The organism is Phyllobacterium bourgognense, from assembly GCF_003337575.1.
In the GTDB taxonomy this organism is placed as follows: Bacteria; Pseudomonadota; Alphaproteobacteria; order Rhizobiales; family Rhizobiaceae; genus Phyllobacterium; species Phyllobacterium bourgognense.
On the sequence record NZ_QPJM01000009.1, the window covers coordinates 87,848 to 108,075 of the forward strand.

Sequence of the window (20,228 nt, forward strand, 5' to 3'; positions counted from 1 at the left end):
AAGCCAGTTGATTGCTGCAAGAAACCGTGTTTTGTGACAATTTATGAGATGTCTACTTTAGCGCACTTTTGCTGCACACTATCCTCGTTCGCACTCCAAGCATGGGCAGTTCGACCCCGTAATGCCAATATCTAATCCGATAGATAACCTGTTCTCAATTGAACAATGCAGGAAAGACCATAGTCATGGTAGTTCACTCGTTACTTCTTAGAAATTTCACATTCGACGGATGAAAAAACAGCTATGAAAGACATGCCGACGCTCATAGCAGCCACGTTTTCAATTGCGGGTCTGATCACATATTTATTGACGGAGATGAAGATCGCTCTAATCCTCTTGGTTGTCGCAGCCGTTCAAGTAACTCCTGCCAATTGGATAATGACAGTTCGCTGGGGCCTGGTAATCGGATTTTTAAGTGCTGTAGCCCTCTCACTGCCCATCCTAAGTATTCTAAGTGACACAGCGTTTTCCTGGGCACTTTTCTTCGCGGTGGCAATCGCCATCAGCGTTACTGGTAGTCCAAACCGTTCAACAACATCTTCAAAAACTGGTTCTGCAGATAACCGTGACGGTGCCCGTTCTGATTATTCCAACCGCAGCGATCTAGATTTCATTCATCCTGACGATCGAGATGCGATCACTCAAGCAGAGGGCCGAGCATTATGGAGCGGCTTTCCCCAAGTCGTAAAATATCGACATATCCAGCCCGATGGAAGCTTCATTTGGACGGATTTTAGAGCCGAGCCCACCTATCGCATAGCTGATACCATCGCTCCCAAAATTTCCGCCCAACACTTACCGTGGACGGTTGCTGACTCGCTTGGAGAGACAGCAGACGCGGCGCGAATGGCAATGACTCTCGAGACAATTTTCGGAGGTGGGTGGGCGCTGGATCCGACGGGAAGATTCACGTACGCGACACCTAACGCCCAGACTACAGTCGGTCTGACGCTCGAACAAATGAACGAACCTTTGGATGGCAAATTGTTCGTGGATGGCGGCAACCTGGGATGGAAACGTATGTTCCATCCTGACGAGTATGAGCGTGTGGCGACTTGGTTTCGCCATTGCCTCAAAACGGGTCAGAATTGGAACGACGAATATCGTTTGAGAAGAGCCAGCACCGGCGAGTATGGATGGTACCGGGTGGCGGCACGGCCTACTCGTGACAGCCACAATCGCATTACCGGCTGGTACGGCACATCGATCGACATAACCGTTCTCAAGCAAACAGAGGAGGCCTTGCGTAGTCGTGAACGCGAGCTCTCCCAGCTAGTGGACATGGTTCCAATTCACATTATCCGGCTCACCGCTGACGGCAAACCCACCTTCATGAGCAAGGGCACGGCAGATTTTTTTGCCTTGGAAAATCAACTACTCGAAGAACCAGACAAGGTTATGGCTGTAATGCGGGAAGCGTTACACCCCGACGACGCAGCAAAAGTCACCGCGGTGCTTAAACGAGCGTCGAGGGAGGGGGAACGTTTCGCGTTGACCTATCGCGTCCGAAGGGGAGATGGCATGTATCGCTGGATGAACGGCCGGGGAGAACCCCTCAGAGATGAAGCCGGAGGAATAGTCCAATGGTACGCTGTTTCTCTCGACATTGACGATCAGGTGCGCACGCAAGAGGAGCTTCGACTTGCGCAAGAGAATCTGGCGCGCGCTAGCCAAGCCGCTAGCCTCGCTGAACTCTCCGCGTCGATTGCACACGAGGTGGGTCAACCTTTGGCGGCGCTTCTATCGAGTGCAGAAGCAAGTCAACGGTGGCTGTTAAACAATCCACCCAACATCGAAAGGGCGCAGCAGGCGCTGGAGCGAGTGGTGCGGGGGGGGAACTCGGCCGCGGAAATCATCAACCGCATACGCGCCCTGTTTAAACACTCAACTGCGTCCAGAGAACCCATATATCTGCAATCTATCGTTGCAGAGGCACGCGATTTGATGGCTGAGGAATGTTCACAGCACGGCGTTCAGCTTGAAGTGAATGTTGATGATGATCTTCCTGCAATCTCACTGGATCGTGTGCAGATTCAGCAGGTTCTAATAAACCTTCTCCGAAATGGTGTTGATGCCATGAAGGCAAGCAACGATGCGAAGTTACTTCGTGTTTGGATTTTACTAAAACAGGAAGTCATCGAAATTGGCGTTAGCGACACTGGGCACGGGGTGGAAGTGCCTACGCTGATCTTTGAACCGTTTTTTACTACCAAAGAACAGGGGATGGGAATGGGACTGGCAATTTGTCGTTCGATCGTTGACCGCCATGGCGGTCGACTTTGGACAGAAAAAAACCTGCCAAAGGGAGCAACATTCCTCTTTACATTGCCCCTTGATAGCGAAGGCCATCGACTTGACCCAACTCTCTCCTGATCAGCTTAAGGCACATGTCGTGCAAGACCCGAACCTTGGATTACAAGTTATGGTGCGAGATTCACAACATCAATCATCGGCTGGACGGACATGCCGACACGCAAGCGACTAGCAGCTGCCTGGCCGGGGTCAATACTAATACGAACGGGCAAGCGCTGAACAATCTTGGTAAAATTACCTGTGGCGTTGTGCGGCGCAATCGGCGAGTAACTCACCCCGCTTGCAGGTCCCATGCTCGCAACCCTGCCTGTCAGCACCTCATTAGGCAGTGCGTCGATTCTTATTTTTACTATTTGGCCAATGTGAACGCGTGCCAATTGTGTCTCGCGAAAATTGGCATCAATGTAGACAGCATCGAGAGGAACGACCGACAAAAGAGGTTGGCCGGGATTAACGTAAGCACCGACACGTATTGATTTTTGTCCAATGGTCCCGTCAATTGGTGCTTTGATGTCGGTATAGGACAGTTTCAGTTCGGCTGTAGATTGCGCGGTTTCCGCCCGAACCAACTCTGCCCGCAATTTTTCGAGATCGGCACTGATAATATCAATTTGTTGTTCTGCCGCCTTTATCCCCGCGAGATTCTTTTCTCTGGTGGCAATTTGAATGCCAAGCTGAGCTTCCGCCTGCTGCATGGCTTTAACAGTACCAGATCCGTTCGATGCCAATTGCTGGTAACGCTTTTGCTCAGCTTGTGCGAATTTCAACGCAGCATCATCCGCAGCGAGTTCAGCGTACGCTTTCCGTATCAATGACTCTTGCAAAACCAATTGAGAATTAAGACTTCGAACAGAAGCCTCAGCACTGCCAACCTGCGCTTTTGCGGCATCTACTGCGATGACGAAGTCTCTGTCGTCAATCTTTGCCAACATGTCGCCGGCCTTTACGAGTTGGTTTTCCTCGATGAAAACTTTTTCCACCGTTCCCGCAACCTGTGGGGCAACCGTCGTAAAGTCCGCCTGAACATAGGCATCGTCGGTTGATTGAATAGACGCGTCGGACTCCGGGGTGTTGAAAAATACTATCATGCCCCCAGCTGCGGCAAGCATTAAAGTGAACAACACGATTCGTGATTGCTTAGACATAGTCATTTTGTACTGCCTATAGAACGAGGATTTGTACCAGTCCCTGCACTGGGAGATGGGATGTATGAAAGACCCAAAACCAGTGGGATAAGGAGAATTCCGAGACTGCCCAACAGCCGATAGGCGTCTGCGGTAGCCAAGACGAGCGCCTGATCGGCGATGAGGTTTTGTAACGTCGGAAGGTCAATTGGATTTGCCGGAGAGCTACCAACCAGACCGGCATTGTTAAGTAGCATTTCGGAGTGAAAACGCCCGCGAACTGTAACAAACTGTCCGACTACCGCAGCACCGCTCAAGGTACTGAAAACACGCAAAGTATTGATAGTTCCGGAAACGTACGGGCCCTCTGACGGATGGACAACGCTTGTGATGAGAAACAGCATGGGTACGATTGCCATCGGTTGGCCGAGACCCTGGAGGACCTGCGCTTTTATGAACTGGTCTCCATTCCAGTCAGAGTTGACGAACGACGCGTCCAAACATGCGAGCGAAATCAGACACAGCCCAATCACAAATATGATTCTGGCGTCGATCCATTTTTGATAAAGGATCAGAGCAACAATCGACCCGAGGAACAGTTGTGGGAGAGCAATGATGAGGCCAAGTGGTGCTCCCTGGAGAGCTTTGTACCCCTGGATCTGGCCAAGGAAGGTCGACGGCAACATCGATCCAGAAAGGAGAACCACTAACAAACAAGCGAAGATCACGAGCCCCAACCCAAGGTTGCGGCGACTGAGCATTTGCAATTTTAAGAAGGGTTGCGGATGATGCCATTCACTCAGAAAGAAACTGATGAGAAGCACGGAACCGACCGTTACCGTCGTGGTGATCAATGGGGAGTTGAACCAATCCAGCCGACTGCCCTGATCAAGGCCGATTGTGAGAAGGCATAGCGAGGGAATGGCGAATGCCATGCCGAACCAATTAGCATGCCGAAAACGAGCGATTTGGATCGGCTCTTTTGGCAGTCCCCACCCCACAAGCAGGCTAGAAAATGCAGCCATGGGAATGACCTGCCAGTAGACAAACCGCCAATCGACGAGAACGTCAGTCCATTGCCCAGTCAACCAAATCGCCACGTTCGGAGCAAATGTTGAGGTTAGGGCAAATAGTGCTAAGCCGTGAAGCCGGATGGACAGGGGCAGAAATTTCAGCGCAGCCATCATCAAAATCGGTATCATCCCTCCGCAACTGATGCCTTGCGCGAAACGTAAAACCAACAGAAGGTTCAGGTTCTGTATGTAGGGAAGTATCGTCGCGAGAATTGTACAAGAAACAAGCAGGCACAGGTGAAATCGGCGTATTGAAAGAGTAATCGCGAACCAGGCCGCGAATGGCATGATGGCGAGCTCTCCAGCACTATAAGCCGTATTGATCCAAGAACCTTGATCAATACCGTAGCCCAGCTGGCCACGAAGATCAGCAAGCGCTAGCGCGCTCACGCGTGCGTTCAACCCCGCCATAATAGCAGCCAGCAATATTCCCACCAGAGCCGCGATAGTCCGTTTTGTCGGGTTCGATCCGGTCGCTGATGGAGCGCCGGTTGCGGGAAAAGACGAAGGAATTGCTATCACTTCACGCACCGCTCGGTGTCCTGCATCGGGGAGAGTAGACCACTGCAAGTTCCATGGACGCCACACTCTCCTTGTTTTGTTATCAATGACGATGATTGAATATAATGGGCGTGGTAATGATCATTACCACCGATTGACGTGTATGGTAATTCCAATTACCAGTCAACTAATTCTCATGGAGCATTTGATGCACGATCAAGAAAATCAGCAAACTTTGTCACGTGCGGAGCGGCGAGCTGTCATACTTGATGCTGCGGCGTCAGTATTTTTTGAACGCGGGTTCGCGGCTACGAGTATCGATGCTGTGATCGAGCGATCCGGAGGTTCCAAACGAAATATTTATGACGAGTTTGGAAACAAGCAGGGGCTTCTGATCGCACTAATTACTGAGACAGCCGACAAGGCACTTGCAGTTTTGACCGTTGATCATTTGCGGACACCAAACCTGCACGACACGCTGCTGGAATTCGCCCAACGCCTCTTTACGAATTACATGTCCCCTCCATTACTTGGAATTTTCAGGATAATCATGGCGGAGTCGTCTCGCTTCCCGGAGCTGGCAAAAGCGTTTCACGAGAAGGGACCAGGACGGGCAGTTAAACGTCTTGCTGAGCTATTAGAGGATGCGTCTAACCGCGGCGAAATCGAAACAGTGAATTTTAAGGTTGCAGCTGATCAATTCCTTGGTTTACTACGTGGCAATCTTCATTTGGAGGTTATGCTGGGCTTGCGCCCAGTGCCAGATAAGGCGGAAGCTGAGATGTTTGTAAGATCCGCTGTAGGCATGTTCGTAAAGGGTCTTAGGGTTGAAAATCGAAACTGAACGATTTCTTCCCCAATCCAGTTCGTTGTATAAACTGCTCAGACGGTCGTCACGTTGAACCGTCAATTGTTACGACTGTTATCGTTTGGCTTCACAACGCCGTAACGATGTGCCGTTTTGTATCTCGTATTCCTGACCTCAATAATGCCTCCTGCCAACACCTCGTATATGACTTCTCCATTTTTTGAAGTAGCGACGTCTCCTACTTTACCCTCGCCGCGTATTATTTGATTTACTGTAATCCGGGGAGGCGGGTCATCTGCTGCAACTGCGGCTGCGCCAAAGAAAAGGAAGCCCAAAAAAGGGGATACTGCAGCAGCCAGCACTAATTTGTTCTTCACCACGCAGTCTCCGGATTATGGAATGCCGACTTTGGTATTCATCTAAGGTTTGCATCAATTGTCATCAGCATGAGGTCCCTGGACCATGTGTAAGTATTTGCCAGCAAGCCATCATCCCGCAGTTCCGGATGCCAGGTCGCCTCCGAGAAGGCGACCTGGTTGCGGATCGTGGGAGGATCCACTTGCGGACCGGATGTCGTCCGCCGAGTCGCTCTTCGAGGGGTAAGAAGAGGCTGACCAGAAGACGATACTCCAACCCGTTACCTGTCGTTAGTATACTTTAGTATGGTGAGGACATGTATTCTTCATTCAGGATTACATGCACTCAAAGCAAACAGCGTCTTTTACAAGTGTATCGGACATACCCATCGCAACGTTTGTTAAATCACGTCAAAGCCATTCCGCCATCAACCAGAAGTTCGATGCCATTTACAAAGCTTCCGGATTGGCTGGCGAGGAAGAGTGCTGCGTTGGCAATTTCTTCGGCCTGGCCAAGTCTACCTGCTGGTATCATTCCGGCCATCATGTCGACGAAGCCTGGAAGCTCCGCTTCGCCTATACCCAGCTTCGAAAGAATAGCTGTTTCGACTGGCCCAGGGCTCAAAACATTGACACGAATCTTCCGGTCCCTAAGTTCGAGAGTCCAGTTGCGTGCAAATGCAGCCACTGCAGCTTTTGAACCGGCGTAAGCAGCATGTCCGTCGAGGACCTTGGTGGCGGCCATCGAACTGGTGAGGATAATACTGCCACCTTCACTGAGGAGGGGGACAATAGCCTGGACGCCAAAAAATACCCCTCGTGTATTAATCGCGAAGTGGCGATCATAATCCTCCACCGTTACCTCGTTCGATCCCGTTAAGTTTATGTATCCGGCGTTTGCCATGTAAACATCCAATCGGCCGAACCTTCGTTGCACTTCATCGGCAACTGCTTGGTGGTGGGCGATGTCGGCCACGTCCCCACTAATAGCGATCGCGCCCGAACCGATCTCCTGCAGCGCTGAATCCAAGACGCTCTGACGGCGTCCTGTAATCACAACTTGCGCTCCTTCCTTCGCAAACAGCTTCGCTGTCGCTTTCCCGATTCCGCTATTGCCTCCAGTGATCACCACAATCTTATCAGCAAGCTTTTTCATCACAGTTCTCCTTTGATGTTGCTTGAAGTAAACATTTGTGGCTCCCACTATTAGGCCGTGCGCGAGAACAATATAATTTCCGGAGAAGCATGAATGGCGAGATTATTGAATGAAGCACCGGGTCTGTTGGCATTCATTCGAACAGTTGAGGCTGGCTCGTTCACGGCAGCTGCACGGGATCTAAAGACTTCGCCTTCAGCGGTGTCGAAGGCTGTGGCACGACTAGAAAACTTGGTCGGAGTTAGATTGTTCTTGAGAACAACCAGAGCGCTAAAGTTAACGCCGGACGGGCACTTATTCTTCGCGCGCATTGCTCCACTTTTGAGGGAAATTGATGAGTCCGCCGAATTGCTGCGTCCATCGAAAGAGCCAACCGGAAGACTGAGGATGAGTATGCCAAGTGAGATCGCGCGCTTCCTAATGGCACCCCTTATGACAAAATTCGCCAATGATTATCCGTTACTGCAGCTCGATATCGGTATAACCGATCGTTATGTGGATTTAGTCAGAGAGGACTATGATGTTGTGTTCCGGGTCGGCCACGTCAGCCAAGGAAATCTTATGGTCAGGCGTCTGATGGACGTTGAAATGGTGCTGGTGGCATCCCCCTCTTTTACGTCACAGTGGGGACACCCGCACACCGTAGCTGAACTTAGCAAACTTCCCTTTGCACGGTACGTTGCCGGGCGCACCCAAACCATCCACTTTCAAAACGGAGAGAGTATCGTTACGAGCGGTCGTGTCGATTGTGATACCGGATATGGTCTGCAAGTTGCAGCCCAGGAAGGTATGGGCATAGCACATCTCATGCGGTGGGTGGTCGCAGACGACCTCCGCGCTGGGCGTTTGGTACAGATCCTGGCGGATGTACCGTTGCCCTCACTACCCTTTAACGCTGTTCACGCCTTCAGAGAAAATATCCCCGCCAGAGTCCGACTGCTGTGTGATTTCATGCGTGACGAAGCGAGGCGGTCATCAGTTGATCACTCTTCAATCCATAGTTGAGCACAGAACTGTTGCTTCTTGTGACGTCTTTCTTGGAAGACGGCAGAGGCAACGCTCGATATAAAGGAGACGTGGCAATCGAGCCGTTTCGGTGAACACTGAAGAGCGGTGGAGGAATGCCTATATGTGTCTTGCCCCAAACCTGGAACGAATGGCTTGGATAAGATGTATTCCCGAGCCACCAGATGCGATTGTTGGCGGGGCTCCCGATTCTTGTTGTGTCCCACGGTTCGAAAGGCTGGCAACGAGATCGTCGGCCAATGTGGGCCTCTCAGCGACCAGTTGCTCAAATGCCTCTTTGTTGAGTTCGTAGAGCTTGGCAGGTGTGAGAGTTGTAGCCTCATAAATCTCTGGAGTTCCGGCAAAGAGACCTTTCTCACCCAGATAATCGCCCGGAGCCAGTCTCGCTACATCCTCGTCATTCTTATGAAGAAGTATTATCCCAACGCTGATGATTAAAAGTCTGCTTGAGACCTCGCCCTCGTCCAATATTTTCTCCCCAGCGGCCAAGCGATGAGTGGTGGCTGAAGCAGCCAGCCGTGACCGTTCCTCAGCGGTGAGTTCCGAGAACATCGGTATAGTTTCCAGGAGGGCTTCGACCGATGGCAGAGGCATCGGGGTTGAAGTCTCCTGCAGGGTGGTCTGACTTCCTGGCGGCTTCGCGAGGACCAGACCATTGGCTAGACAATGCCTGTATACGAGGTCGATAACTTCGTTTCGCGCAAGACTGCGCTCTGCAGGGCTCGTTACTCTAAAGTATAATTCCATATCTATCGCTGCCGCGTCGATGTTCACAAGCGAAACACTGGGAGCTGGATCATGGACGATGCCGTTACAACTATTCAGCGCATCAAGCATTACGTTGAGAATGAACTTCGGGCCCCGCGTGGGGACGACCCGAACCCCTAACATTATCTGATGGTTTTCGTCGGGTTTGCTAACGTTGGTTATACTTTGTTTGGCGAGAACGCTGTTTGGCAACACCACAAGATTGTGAGCGCCGGTAAGCAGATATGTTGATCGCCAATTGCTTGCGATCACCCGGCCCTCAGTAGCGTCGCTCAGCAATATCCAGTCACCAATCGTGTACGGTCGACCGAGAGTCAGAGCTATTCCCGAAAACAGGTCACCCAAAGTGTTCTGGAGGGCCAAACCTAGAATAATCGCGAAAATGCCCGATGTTGCGAGTAGGGTTCCGATCGGCACGCCAAAGACGAACGCCATAACTGAAAGTACCACACCCAGATATACGACCGCTACGAGCAGATCCTGAATCAACCTAGCTTGCCTCGGCCTTCCATCGAGGACGATGTATATTCGGACAAAACCGATGGTCGCCCAAGAAAGATGCGTCCACCAAAGAATCTTCGCTGTCACCACCAGGGCAGCACTGCCTTCCAAGTGCGGCGCATCGAATCGAAAAGGCATCACGTTCGCAAATATCAGCGAGATCGTCATTGCAATGAAGAAAATGATCTGGGCAACCAATCGTTGTGTTGGTCTGGACCTTCCCTGAAGATGCCAAACGACGATGCCGAGCACTCCGAGGACATTAATCAAAATCATCAGCTGGAAGGCGTGCTCAGACATAAATAGCTCACGTTTTGTCGATCCCGCATAATCCGCCTTGTGGTTTGAATGCGGCGAACAACGATTGAGGATGAATGACCCGATCGAAGCTTATCCATTGTTCGGTCCGACGTATATTAAACGTTCTGGTAGGTGCCTATTTGAACGCTTGGTTAACGGAACAGGCACTTGGAAACAGCCGGTTGTCGACGTTAATGCATGGATCGTCCCATTCTAATTGCCGCGATATGGCAAACGTTGGTTTACTTGTGCCAAACCGGAACGTTGATAAAATAGGCAGCTGTGAATAAATGCCCATTAATATCGGTTGGAGGACCCACTATGGCGGACGCTGCCGATTTTCCCGAATCCATCCCCTCGTTCAGCCAGATAGTCCACATAGTTGAAGACGATGAGCAATTCCGTCTGTCGCTACTTGATCTTTTTGAGTCACTCGACATCAAAGCTGAAGCATTCGAAGATGCCGGTGCTTTTTTGGAGCGATCATCAAAAAACGCCGCAGGATGCATCCTCTTGGATGTTCGCTTACCCGGGACAAGCGGTATTGAGTTTCAGCAAGAATTAGTGAAAGCCGGCTACGATCTCCCTATCGTCTTCATGACTGCACACGGCGACGTCTCTACCAGCGTACATGCCATGAAGGCGGGCGCAGTAGATTTTCTTGAGAAGCCACTTCGCACATATGAACTGCTCGATGCCATACGTGCTGCATTTGACCTTCACGTCGGGCAACAGAAAAAACGCGCGCTCCGTCAGATGATGCAAGAACGCGCTGCAGGGCTAACGCCCAGGCAAATGCAGGTTTTTAGTTTGGTCGCCAGCGGACTGATGAACAAGCAAATCGCCTACGAACTAGGGATCAGTGAGATAATGGTTAAGCTTCACCGTGGCCACGTCATGCGAAAGATGCGGGCTTCGTCGCTCGCCGAGCTCGTTCGGCAGCACGAGCTTCTTGAATGAGTCAGTTACTCCGGCATCCGGTGCCAGAAAGACCGTTCCATCACGACGAGGTGCCTATTGGGTATCAGAACGGAAATACAGGAGATGATATGACCGACGGATTTCACCAACACCGACTGTCAATCATCAGCTGGCTCTCGACTGGACTGAGAGAAGAACAATCTTTAGAGAAAATTTTCGCCCAGCTTTGCGCCCGCTTCGTCGAATGCGGCGTCAATCTAAGCCGCTCCACGTTGCATCTACGTGTCCATCATCCCCAATGGTTAGGAACACGGATCTTGTGGGCTCGAGGTCAGAGCGAGACGGAAGTGCAGACAGTGGCTTACGACGTAGAGGGGACAGACGTGTTTCGACGAAGCCCCTTTCGTTTGGTCATCGACACCGGCCGAGTTGTTCGCCAGCGGATACTGATATGCGGGCCGCATGTGTTTCCGGTTTACGAAGAGCTGCGGAATAATGGTCATACTGACTATATCGCATGGCCGTTGGATCACACGCAAGGTCGACGCCACCTGATTACCTTCGCGACTGATAAGATCGGCGGGTTCGATGACCAAGAAATTAAGTTGATCGAAGAAACCTTACCATTTGTATCTTTGGTCACAGAGATCCGCCTGAAAAACCAATTGGCGCGCACCCTTTTGCAAACCTATGTTGGGCCACATGCCAGCGAGCAGATACTGGACGGTGCAACGACGCGGGGAAGTGGGGTAACTTTAAGAGCAGCCGTGATGATGTGCGACTTAAGGAATTTCACACACCTCTCGGATCGCCGTAGACGCGATGACGTTATCAAAATTCTAAACCAGTATTTCGACCTCATAGCCGATCCAATCGAGAAATATGGAGGAGAGATATTGAAGTTTGTTGGTGATGGCCTTCTCGCAGTATTTCCATTAGATCGCTCTGACGCTTGCACGCGTTTGTTGAAGGCCGTACGCGAAGCTCAGGAAGCAGCTGCAGCCGAGGATCAGGCACGCGACTTTCGTATTGAATTTGGCACCGGAATACACGTTGGGGAGGTCATGTACGGAAACATCGGATCCAAGCGAAGACTCGATTTTACAGTCATCGGCCCGGCCGTTAATTTGGCTTCCCGTCTTGAGAGTCTTACGAAGTCGCTTCAACGCTCTGTTTTGATTTCGGGGGAATTCGTGACTGCCGCTGACTGCATGTCGGAGACGGAGTGTCTTGGTCGACATAATATCCGGGGGTTTGACGCCGAGACCGAAGTTTACGCCCTGCGCACGGCATGAGCCGCACCGCTTTTAATGTTTCCACGGACAGTGCTTTTAGAGAGAACGGGAGGGTTGTGATTCAACCCCCCGCTCTAATCGGAACAGGATTTGTCCAGTTATCTCTTGGGCAACCATTTAAAGTGACCATTCTCCCGTTCGATCCATCCTACACCGGGGAAAGGAAAATGGGGGGCAAAGACAAGTTGACGGCTCTGAGAAAGTTCATCCAACATTCGACGGCGGCTCGTCTTCCCGCCTTCTGCATCATTGTCATAACCCATGGTCCATTCCGGCTCCACGAGAGAGATTATCGAGCTGTGGGCTGTGTCGCCAATATCCAAGAGGCTCTCACCTTTGGAGCTGATCATATACCCCACATGGCCAGGGGTGTGCCCAGCGATTGGCACAGAAGTAATCCCGGCAGCGACGTCCTGACCAGGATCAAAAACCTTGACTTGATGACTGATCGCCGAGGAGAGTTGCTTCATCTCGGGCTGCTTTTGAAGCCAAATCCAATCCGGATTGGCGATTTTGATTTCTGCATTGCGGAACACGCTATTCCCATCGGCCGTTATCAACCCACCAATGTGGTCACCATGAACATGGGTAATCAAGACTGTGGAAATATCTTCAGGCTTCACGCCTGCTTCCGCAAGGCTAGCACCTAACGAGCCCGGAATTGCAGGACCAAGCCCCGTATCTATCAAAACAGCGGATTATCGGAGCGGACAAGCAACGCATCTACTGACAATGATATTCTATCGGTTCGCAGCCCGACACCACGCAGTAGTGCCGCAACGGCATTTGAACCGACATCCTTGCCGAACACTGATCCGTCATTTGGCACCACGTTAACTGAGTCGCGCAGCGCCGTGACGCGAAGCGCGCCAACAGTAAAACTGTGGGCAGCGGGTGGAGCTGGCATTGGGCCTGTCTCCCCAGCGAGGACGTCACCTGAGGCAAGTGAGGCAATGATTGTGAGTATCTTAAGCGCTTTCATTGTTTCTCTCTGTGATCGGAAAATGGCGTGGGCAATTCTGGTTTTACTCAGGGCCGTCGACAGACGATGCTCCGCCTAAAAGCGTTTTGCCTAGACTAACTTAGGTATACCGATGACTGTGAAATGCTTCCGTATCGGTCCGCGAATTGAAGTTTCTGGCCGTGAGCGCGACGGTCAACCCCTATCTTCGTTTTATCGATCCTCACTTGCTAACAAGGTTATGGTCCATGGCGGAACGCCGGGGAGTAAGGTGATGATTGATCCTGCGATAGCGCATCAGGCGGATGATTTGACGACGGCAGAAGCACCTGGCGAGTGTGCGGAAGCTGTACGCGCAGCCATGGTTGTCGAAAACCTTTACGGGTGCGCGTGGGCCCTGGATGCTTCCGGCCAGTTCACATACGCAACAGCGACGGCGCAAACTTTAATGGCAATGACGCTGAGCGAGTTGAATCTCTTGTTGGATGAGCGGCCATTTTTAGACGGAGGCGAACAAGGGTGGCAAAGGAGTGCGCACCCTCAGGACCGCGAGAAAGTCGGCGATTCATTACGTCGTGCCCTTCGTTCAGGGCAAGATTGGAATTGTGAATATCGCGTTCTTCGTGCGGACGGATCCTACGTTTGGCATCGTGCTGCGGCGAGACCGACACGCGATAGCCAAGGGCGAATTACTGGATGGTATGGGTCAACCCTGGACATTGACGTCTATATGCGAACGGAACCGGCTCTAGTCGAACGAGAGCGTTTGCTACAGCAGCTCATCGATACAGTGCCGGCGCTATTTTGGAGCACGAATGCTAACGGCACTCCCGCCTACATTAACAAGCCCTTTACTCAGGTGACAGGAGCGAGCTTGGCGGCAATGACCGCCGACGATGGCTCACCAACACTTAGCATAGTCCACCCGGAAGATAGGGAGGCGGCTCGGCAGGCGTTTCATACGTCCCTCACGACTGGGATTCCCTACATCCGAAGATATCGCCAAATCCGAAAAGATGGCAGCTACCGCTGGACAGAATCGAGAGCCAAACCACTGCGAGATGAACATGGCACAATCGTGCAGTGGTATGGTGTCAGTACGGACATACACGATCTAGTAACTGCACAAGACACGATCGAGAAACGCGAGCGTTTCTTGTGGCAGCTTGTTGCAAAGCTTCCCGCCATGATCGACTGCGCCGACGCAAATGGTGAACCAATCTTTCGCAGTCAGCAGCTTCAGGAATTTCTGGGATACGATCTCGAAGAGCTGAATGCGAGAAAATCACGCTTGGCTGCAACATTGGACGCGGCGGTGCATCCTGATGATCTGGCAAGCGTCAAGGAACTTTACGCTCATTCTCTCGCTACGGGCGAGCCATACTTAAAAAAGCATCGGTTACGACGCTTTGACGGCGTTTATCGTTGGGTGGAAACGCGCGCTGCTCCCATGCGCGATACTGACGGCACTATCGTACAATGGAACGTCATATGCTTGGATATTGATGGAGAAGTCCGCGCTCAAGAAAACTTACTCAAGGCCCAGCAGCGACTTGCCAGCGCCAGCCAAGCTACGCGACTTGCGGAACTATCAGCATCCATTGCCCATGAGGTAAACCAGCCTCTCTCCGCTGTCATTAATTATTCGGTTGCATGTCAGCGTTGGCTGGCTGCAGATCCCCCCAATTTTAGCCGCGCGCAACGGTCGTTGGAACAGATCATTCACAGTGCAAACTCTGCGGTCAACGTAGTCGGGCGAATAAGAGCTTTGTTCGAACAGGCGACGGATCAGCGTGACTGTACCGCGCTGACAGAAGTTGTACACGAGGTAAAGGACCTTTTGACCGAGGAAGGTCACCTTCACGGCGCTCGTATTGCGGTCACTTGCGAGGCTCATTTGCGTCCGCTGCCTTTCGATAGAGTGCAAATTCAGCAGGTTCTCTTCAACCTCATGCGAAATGGGTTGGATGCGATGGTTGCAAGCGTAAACGACAAGTTGCTCGAAATTCGAATCCACCATGCAGCCGGCAACATCCAAGTGGAGATAAGCGACCGCGGGAAGGGAATTGCCTTCCCCGAAAAGATCTTCGAACCGTTTTTTACTACCAAAGAACAGGGCATGGGCATGGGACTAGCTATCTGCCGCACCATTATCGAAGCTCATGGTGGAGAACTTTGGGCCGAAAGAAACGAGCCCGAAGGCGCAAGGTTCATTTTCACCCTGCCAGTCGAGAAATAATTACTTTTTCCCGTAAATGGAACCGTTTGGATACAAACCTGATGGTGAGGGATACGGGCCGAGAGTGACCTCTGTATCTGTCACAACGCAGTTGTGATGCCCGGGACACGGAGATCGGTGCGTGGCCATAGCGGCGGCGGCATCTGTCCCGATACGGGACCAATTATTGCACCGACATATGCGGAAGTATGGGGTTATGCAGATGCGCGACAGCAAGACTGTGCCGCGCATCGTGGAATGCTTGCTCAATGTGAAGAAGCCGGTTCCGAGCCGGCCGAGGTTGTCAGTAGTCCCAGATGACAGGCACCCAGCGGAAGGCCTCGCCCGCAGCTGCAACACGGCCGACGGATGGGAATGCCAGATGCGTTGCCACCAGCAATTCGCCGGTTGAGGCCAGATCACGTAGAAGATCAACCCGAACACGAGCAGCTTCCTTCGGATCATGTTCAAAGCCGTTGTACCAATCAGGCTGTTCGAAGCCGACTTGAAACACTGCGTCGCCTGCAAAGGTAAGCGCGTCCCCTTCGGAGGCCACACGGATAACGCAATGCCCCGGAGTGTGTCCGCCAGTGCGACGGGCAATCACGCCTGGTGCAATTTCAGATTCCTCATCGAACAACTGTAGATAGTTTCGATATTCTTTCAGGAACTGTTTGGACGCCGCCCGAAGCGCATCAGGAAACCCCTGAGGCATGTTGGTCTGGGTGAAATCTGGGGCTTCCCAGAACTTAACCTCTGCTGCCGCGACGTGGATCTTGAGGTCCGGACGGAGCTGTTCTTTAACGCCCTCTACCAGAAGACCGCCTATGTGATCCATGTGCAGGTGGGTGAACACGATGTCGGTCACTGATGCAAGATCAATCTCAGCTGCTTCCAGTCGCTTGATCAACTGTCCAGCCCGCGGCAAGTGCAAGTCCGGATCAAGGCCAAGCCCAGCATCGAGAAGTATTGTCTGGTCACCGCTACGTACAACCACCGCATTCAGAGGCCAGTCGAACGCATCCGTGGGAAGAAACATGTTCTCCATCCACCTTGCCCGTACCTTCGGGTCTGCGTTGTGCCCCAACATTACTGTTGGCAGTGGTAGCACCCCATCACTGACCACCATAACATCGATATTGCCTATGCGCAGGGCGTAGCGTGAAGGAACCAGTTCGCCCTTACTCGGCTTTCCGGGATGAAAGGTATTTTCCGATGGTATGCTTGGCTGATGCATACCTGAGGTAGGGGTTTTTGTTTCTGACTGCGACATGACGCACTCCTATGTTGCTTTGACAGTGGCCAGCCACCCTCAGTTCAGCTTGCGCTAAATGTAGAATGCCAGGATCTGACGCTCAAAGCCCTAAAGACCTTGAGAGCTTGGTGACGGCTCCCAACAGCTTTACAATTGTCGTGAGACGCTCGTAATCCAAACTTAAGTTTAGTGTGGCAGTTGATCGCTGCGACGTTGATGTGCCCCGCTTTAAGAGCAGCACACAGTCAAATTGTCTGATCCGATGTAGGCAACATAACGACGATCGTGCCGACGTGCGTGCACACGACGAACAAGTAAAACCTAAGTATACTTACAGGGGTTCTATATTCAATTTAAAAGTAACTGATACAAGTCCGGCATTTTTGCGATGGCCATAACAACTTGTTTTTATTTTCCAACCAGGAGATTCAACTTGAACAATTCTTCGATGACCGCCACAAGGCGCAACGTCATGGCTGGCACGCTCTCGCTTGCGGCTGCGGCAGCAGCAAGTGCCACCCGTCCCGCAGAAGCTGCCAACAAAAAGAAGGCAGCGCAAGGTACACTCCCAACTGGTCCTGGTTATGTGACCTCCAGTGACGGTACTCGCATTTTCTTTAAGGATTGGGGTCCCAAGGACGCGCAACCCATCATGTTCCACCACGGCTGGCCACTAAGCGGTGATGACTGGGACAATCAAATGCTCTTCTTCCTTGGGAAAGGCTATCGGGTAATCGCGCATGATCGTCGCGGACACGGCCGGTCATCCCAAGTGAGTGAGGGGCACGACATGGATCACTACGCGGCGGATGTGGCCGCGGTCGTCAAACATCTCGACCTCCAAAATGCTATTCACATCGGCCACTCAACCGGAGGCGGTGAGGCAACTCGCTACGTGGCTCGTCATGGCAAGAACCGTGTGTCCAAGCTGGTACTTATCGGAGCGGTTCCGCCCATCATGGTGAAGACCGCATCCAATCCTGGTGGTATGCCCATAGGCGCATTCGATGGATTAAGGGCAGCACTAGCTGCTAACCGCTCGCAATTCTACTATGATCTGGCCAGTGGTCCATTCTACGGTTTCAATCGAACTGGCGTGAAAGCTTCGGACGCTATCATCAACAATTGGTGGCGGCAGGGTATGTCTGGTGCGGCAAACGCCCACTATCTCGGGATTAAAGCGTTCTCCGAGACAGACTTCACCGATGATCTGAGGATGATTGAAGTTCCTACGCTGGTGCTGCACGGCGATGACGATCAGATCGTGCCGGTTGCTGATTCCGCAGAACTCTCAGCGAAGATTCTTAAGAAGGCCACCCTCAAGATCTACAAGGGTTTTCCGCACGGTATGGCGACAACGCATTCCGATGTGATCAATGAGGATATCCTCAGTTTCATCAAAGGATGAATAAATCTCAGAAGGTGCTCATCGAGCACCTTCTGACTTTGCCGCTGCAAGAAGCGCTTGAACTGAACAATATCGGCGATATCGTAACCGACGTTCAAATGACGGTCAGGTGGTATGAAGGACCCGTTTGAACGAGGCCCTTCGCGTGGCGCTCTTTAGCGCTCTCTATCGTGCAGGTGGTGGGGTTGCCGTCTTCACCCATTCCGAAAATGCGACTTTGCCCAAGCGGGCACCTGCAGCCGGAACGAGGCTGCTGTCGTTTAGCACGGCACCAAAGTAACGTGTCTGGCTATCAACCAATATCTCACGGGAATCGCCGATCTGACGCAGATACGCCCCAACCGCATCGGCCATCCGAATTTTTTCCGGTCCGGCGATCTCAACAGTCCTGTTAAGCGGAGCACCAAGCACGTAGTCGGTCAGAGCATCTGCAACGTCGTCTGAGAAAATCGGCTGCATCATACCCGGTGACAGATGAATCTTATCGCCTTGGACGCCGGACTGGGCAATGCCGAACATAAATTCAAAGAACTGCGTCGAGTGCACAATCGTATACGGGATGCCTGATGCCTTGATAATTTGCTCTTGAGCCATCTTTGCTCGGAGGTATCCGCTTTCAGGGAGACGTTCTGTTCCGACGATGGAAAGAGCAAGATGATGTTTCACGCCTGCTGCTGTTTCCGCTGCCATCAAATTCCGGCCGGATTTCTCGAAGAACTCCATAACAGCCTTGTCTTCAAAATTTGGAGAATTAGCGAGATCAACGACCACATTCGCCCCAGTAAGAGTCTCGGCAAGACCTTCACCCGTGACGGTGTTTACGCCGGAAGCCGGCGATGCGGCGACCACCTCGTGACCCTTTGCTTGAAGGCGTTTCACCAACTTGGAACCGATTAATCCAGTTCCGCCAATTACGACGATCTTCATTGTACTGCTCCTTGAATGAGAACCTTTTGTTGGATGACTGCAACCTATGGACAAGTGCAATGACTATGCTCCAGTGCGAGTTTCTCTGTCAGCCAAAAGAAGACTGGGCTTTATGTCCTGTGTCAAAGTCAGGTGAGAGTTCCTCCCGTCGCTGGTGGCACATTTCGAGCGTAAGCAAATATATTGGCAGGCATAGATAAACGTAGGTTGGGGGCAGCCACGTCGGAACGTTCCTGGGTTCACAACCTTCTGGTGACCGTGATCTAGTTTCTTTGCAGGTGCTCTGTTTTGCGGACCAAATCTGCGAGCGATCTGCTCTGCATCTTCCGCATCACACTCATGCGGTGTAGCTTCACCGTCATCTCGCTTATGCCGAGTTCGTAAGCGACCTGCTTATTCATTAATCCACTAACGACGGCGAACATTACCTCCTGCTCGCGTGGAGTCAGGGTTTTGGCAAGCTCCCGGATACGGATTTGCTCCGCGTCACATTTTCGTCGCTCCGTGTCCAATTGTAGGGCGTGGTCGACTGCTTCCAAGAGCTCCTGATTGACGAAGGGTTTCGTGATAAAGTCCGTCGCCCCAGCTTTCATCGCTTTCACGCTCGTTGGAATATCGGCATAGGCAGTGAGGAAAATCACCGGCAACCTGCTACCAATCGAATTTAACTCATTTTGCAGATCCAATCCTGTTCCACCAGGCATGCGAAGATCGACGACGACACAACCCGGGACGCTTATGTCAGCTGATCGGAGGAATTCGCCGCTGTTGGGAAAGGCGCATGCCCGCTTCTTTGTAACCATGAAGAGGTCTAGCAAGGCGCATCGCATTTCTTCATCGTCGTCAACCACGTATATGATTGGCTCGACCGACGTTTCCACTTTAACTTGTGTGTTTTGCGTCATTGAATCGTCTCAATCAAACTAAATTCGCGCTGACAATGCCGATGGTCACACAGACTGCTCGTCATCATCGCTGAAATTGTAGTTTACCCTTCTCGGCAACCATAGCCGAAACTCGGATGCGAAAGAGCGTATACTTTAGTTTAGGTCTTGGACTCGAAATCCTACGGTTATACTCGCGGCGGTTCGTCAATCTTCTACAAATTCCGGCGCGTACCGTGCTTGTCGCAACTCAACATCCCGTTTGTAACCAGAAAACGATTTGGCAACCTCGGCGGTACAAGCCGCAATGAAACGATTGGCGGCGGCGTCAACCTAAAACTTCGTTTAGTCGACCAGTGATGCGAAACGCCTACAATGTCGCGTTAAACCTACGGAGCTTGTCATGAGAGGAATGGTGGTGCGTCGCGATCTG

The 20,228-nt window shown here is 51.8% G+C and carries 17 protein-coding genes; 7 read left to right on the top strand and 10 right to left on the bottom strand.

The features are described from left to right. Positions 1 to 243: 243 nt before the first annotated feature. Complete coding sequence (locus tag C7476_RS16235) at positions 244 to 2,373, top strand: PAS domain-containing protein (protein WP_245426383.1); 2,130 nt, start codon at positions 244 to 246, stop codon at positions 2,371 to 2,373. A gap of 47 nt (positions 2,374 to 2,420) precedes the next feature. Here C7476_RS16235 and C7476_RS16240 read toward each other — a convergent pair whose 3' ends face one another. After that, positions 2,421 to 3,464 (bottom strand): HlyD family secretion protein, encoded by a 1,044-nt coding sequence (locus C7476_RS16240; protein WP_114430946.1) that lies wholly within the window; start codon positions 3,462 to 3,464, stop codon positions 2,421 to 2,423. Further along, complete coding sequence (locus tag C7476_RS16245) at positions 3,461 to 5,041, bottom strand: MFS transporter (RefSeq protein WP_245426384.1); 1,581 nt, start codon at positions 5,039 to 5,041, stop codon at positions 3,461 to 3,463. Before C7476_RS16245 ends, C7476_RS16240 begins: the two co-directional genes overlap by 4 nt. Before the next feature lie 178 nt (positions 5,042 to 5,219). Here C7476_RS16245 and C7476_RS16250 point away from each other — a divergent pair, with 178 nt between their 5' ends. Beyond that, positions 5,220 to 5,855: a TetR/AcrR family transcriptional regulator gene (locus C7476_RS16250; RefSeq protein WP_114430947.1), complete on the top strand. Its 636-nt coding sequence runs from the start codon at positions 5,220 to 5,222 to the stop codon at positions 5,853 to 5,855. 62 nt (positions 5,856 to 5,917) lie between these two features. Here C7476_RS16250 and C7476_RS16255 read toward each other — a convergent pair whose 3' ends face one another. Together C7476_RS16255 and C7476_RS16260 are read right to left on the bottom strand one after the other, a co-directional pair. Beyond that, positions 5,918 to 6,196, bottom strand: a complete 279-nt coding sequence (locus tag C7476_RS16255; protein ID WP_114430948.1) for a hypothetical protein — start codon at positions 6,194 to 6,196, stop codon at positions 5,918 to 5,920. Positions 6,197 to 6,581: 385 nt separating this feature from the next. Beyond that, positions 6,582 to 7,331 (bottom strand): SDR family NAD(P)-dependent oxidoreductase, encoded by a 750-nt coding sequence (locus C7476_RS16260; protein ID WP_114430949.1) that lies wholly within the window; start codon positions 7,329 to 7,331, stop codon positions 6,582 to 6,584. A gap of 93 nt (positions 7,332 to 7,424) precedes the next feature. Here C7476_RS16260 and C7476_RS16265 point away from each other — a divergent pair, with 93 nt between their 5' ends. Further along, a complete protein-coding gene (locus C7476_RS16265) occupies positions 7,425 to 8,336 on the top strand; it encodes a LysR family transcriptional regulator (RefSeq protein ID WP_114430950.1) in 912 nt (303 codons plus the stop codon). Between the two features lie 120 nt (positions 8,337 to 8,456). On the opposite strand, the gene C7476_RS16270 is transcribed toward C7476_RS16265, so the two are convergent. Next, a complete protein-coding gene (locus tag C7476_RS16270) occupies positions 8,457 to 9,926 on the bottom strand; it encodes a mechanosensitive ion channel domain-containing protein (RefSeq protein ID WP_114430951.1) in 1,470 nt (489 codons plus the stop codon). A gap of 321 nt (positions 9,927 to 10,247) precedes the next feature. Between C7476_RS16270 and C7476_RS16275 the strand changes: the two genes are divergently transcribed. After that, a complete protein-coding gene (locus tag C7476_RS16275; protein ID WP_114430952.1) occupies positions 10,248 to 10,886 on the top strand; it encodes a response regulator transcription factor in 639 nt (212 codons plus the stop codon). An 89-nt stretch (positions 10,887 to 10,975) separates the two neighbouring features. Next, positions 10,976 to 12,142, top strand: a complete 1,167-nt coding sequence (locus C7476_RS16280) for an adenylate/guanylate cyclase domain-containing protein (RefSeq protein ID WP_114430953.1) — start codon at positions 10,976 to 10,978, stop codon at positions 12,140 to 12,142. 98 nt (positions 12,143 to 12,240) lie between these two features. Here the strand turns inward: C7476_RS16280 and C7476_RS16285 are convergent, their stop codons facing one another. Together C7476_RS16285 and C7476_RS16290 are read right to left on the bottom strand one after the other, a co-directional pair. Next, positions 12,241 to 12,831, bottom strand: a complete 591-nt coding sequence (locus C7476_RS16285; RefSeq protein WP_114430954.1) for an MBL fold metallo-hydrolase — start codon at positions 12,829 to 12,831, stop codon at positions 12,241 to 12,243. Then, a complete protein-coding gene (locus C7476_RS16290) occupies positions 12,828 to 13,049 on the bottom strand; it encodes a hypothetical protein (protein WP_114430955.1) in 222 nt (73 codons plus the stop codon). Before C7476_RS16290 ends, C7476_RS16285 begins: the two co-directional genes overlap by 4 nt. Positions 13,050 to 13,377: 328 nt before the next feature. Between C7476_RS16290 and C7476_RS16295 the strand changes: the two genes are divergently transcribed. Next, on the top strand, positions 13,378 to 15,342 hold the full coding sequence (locus tag C7476_RS16295) for a PAS domain-containing protein (protein WP_245426385.1): 1,965 nt from the start codon (positions 13,378 to 13,380) through the stop codon (positions 15,340 to 15,342). A gap of 283 nt (positions 15,343 to 15,625) precedes the next feature. Here the strand turns inward: C7476_RS16295 and C7476_RS16300 are convergent, their stop codons facing one another. Continuing rightward, complete coding sequence (locus C7476_RS16300) at positions 15,626 to 16,594, bottom strand: MBL fold metallo-hydrolase (RefSeq protein WP_425373995.1); 969 nt, start codon at positions 16,592 to 16,594, stop codon at positions 15,626 to 15,628. 415 nt (positions 16,595 to 17,009) lie between these two features. Here C7476_RS16300 and C7476_RS16305 point away from each other — a divergent pair, with 415 nt between their 5' ends. Further along, positions 17,010 to 17,984, top strand: a complete 975-nt coding sequence (locus C7476_RS16305) for an alpha/beta fold hydrolase (protein WP_245426386.1) — start codon at positions 17,010 to 17,012, stop codon at positions 17,982 to 17,984. 165 nt (positions 17,985 to 18,149) lie between these two features. On the opposite strand, the gene C7476_RS16310 is transcribed toward C7476_RS16305, so the two are convergent. Beyond that, entirely contained in the window at positions 18,150 to 18,911 is a 762-nt protein-coding gene (locus C7476_RS16310) for an SDR family oxidoreductase (RefSeq protein ID WP_114430958.1), read from the bottom strand. 263 nt (positions 18,912 to 19,174) lie between these two features. Next, positions 19,175 to 19,816, bottom strand: a complete 642-nt coding sequence (locus C7476_RS16315; protein ID WP_114430959.1) for a response regulator transcription factor — start codon at positions 19,814 to 19,816, stop codon at positions 19,175 to 19,177. Positions 19,817 to 20,228 lie beyond the last annotated feature (412 nt).

What these genes read in the sequence shown, in the direction of transcription:
- C7476_RS16235 (WP_245426383.1), top strand. Translation starts at nt 244, where the DNA reads ATGAAAGACATGCCGACGCTCATAGCAGCCACGTTTTCAATTGCGGGT.
- C7476_RS16240 (WP_114430946.1), bottom strand. Translation starts at nt 3,464, where the DNA reads ATGACTATGTCTAAGCAATCACGAATCGTGTTGTTCACTTTAATGCTT.
- C7476_RS16250 (WP_114430947.1), top strand. Translation starts at nt 5,220, where the DNA reads ATGCACGATCAAGAAAATCAGCAAACTTTGTCACGTGCGGAGCGGCGA.
- C7476_RS16260 (WP_114430949.1), bottom strand. Translation starts at nt 7,331, where the DNA reads ATGAAAAAGCTTGCTGATAAGATTGTGGTGATCACTGGAGGCAATAGC.
- C7476_RS16265 (WP_114430950.1), top strand. Translation starts at nt 7,425, where the DNA reads ATGGCGAGATTATTGAATGAAGCACCGGGTCTGTTGGCATTCATTCGA.
- C7476_RS16270 (WP_114430951.1), bottom strand. Translation starts at nt 9,926, where the DNA reads ATGTCTGAGCACGCCTTCCAGCTGATGATTTTGATTAATGTCCTCGGA.
- C7476_RS16275 (WP_114430952.1), top strand. Translation starts at nt 10,248, where the DNA reads ATGGCGGACGCTGCCGATTTTCCCGAATCCATCCCCTCGTTCAGCCAG.
- C7476_RS16280 (WP_114430953.1), top strand. Translation starts at nt 10,976, where the DNA reads ATGACCGACGGATTTCACCAACACCGACTGTCAATCATCAGCTGGCTC.
- C7476_RS16290 (WP_114430955.1), bottom strand. Translation starts at nt 13,049, where the DNA reads ATGCCAGCTCCACCCGCTGCCCACAGTTTTACTGTTGGCGCGCTTCGC.
- C7476_RS16295 (WP_245426385.1), top strand. Translation starts at nt 13,378, where the DNA reads ATGATTGATCCTGCGATAGCGCATCAGGCGGATGATTTGACGACGGCA.
- C7476_RS16300 (WP_425373995.1), bottom strand. Translation starts at nt 16,594, where the DNA reads ATGTCGCAGTCAGAAACAAAAACCCCTACCTCAGGTATGCATCAGCCA.
- C7476_RS16310 (WP_114430958.1), bottom strand. Translation starts at nt 18,911, where the DNA reads ATGAAGATCGTCGTAATTGGCGGAACTGGATTAATCGGTTCCAAGTTG.
- C7476_RS16315 (WP_114430959.1), bottom strand. Translation starts at nt 19,816, where the DNA reads ATGACGCAAAACACACAAGTTAAAGTGGAAACGTCGGTCGAGCCAATC.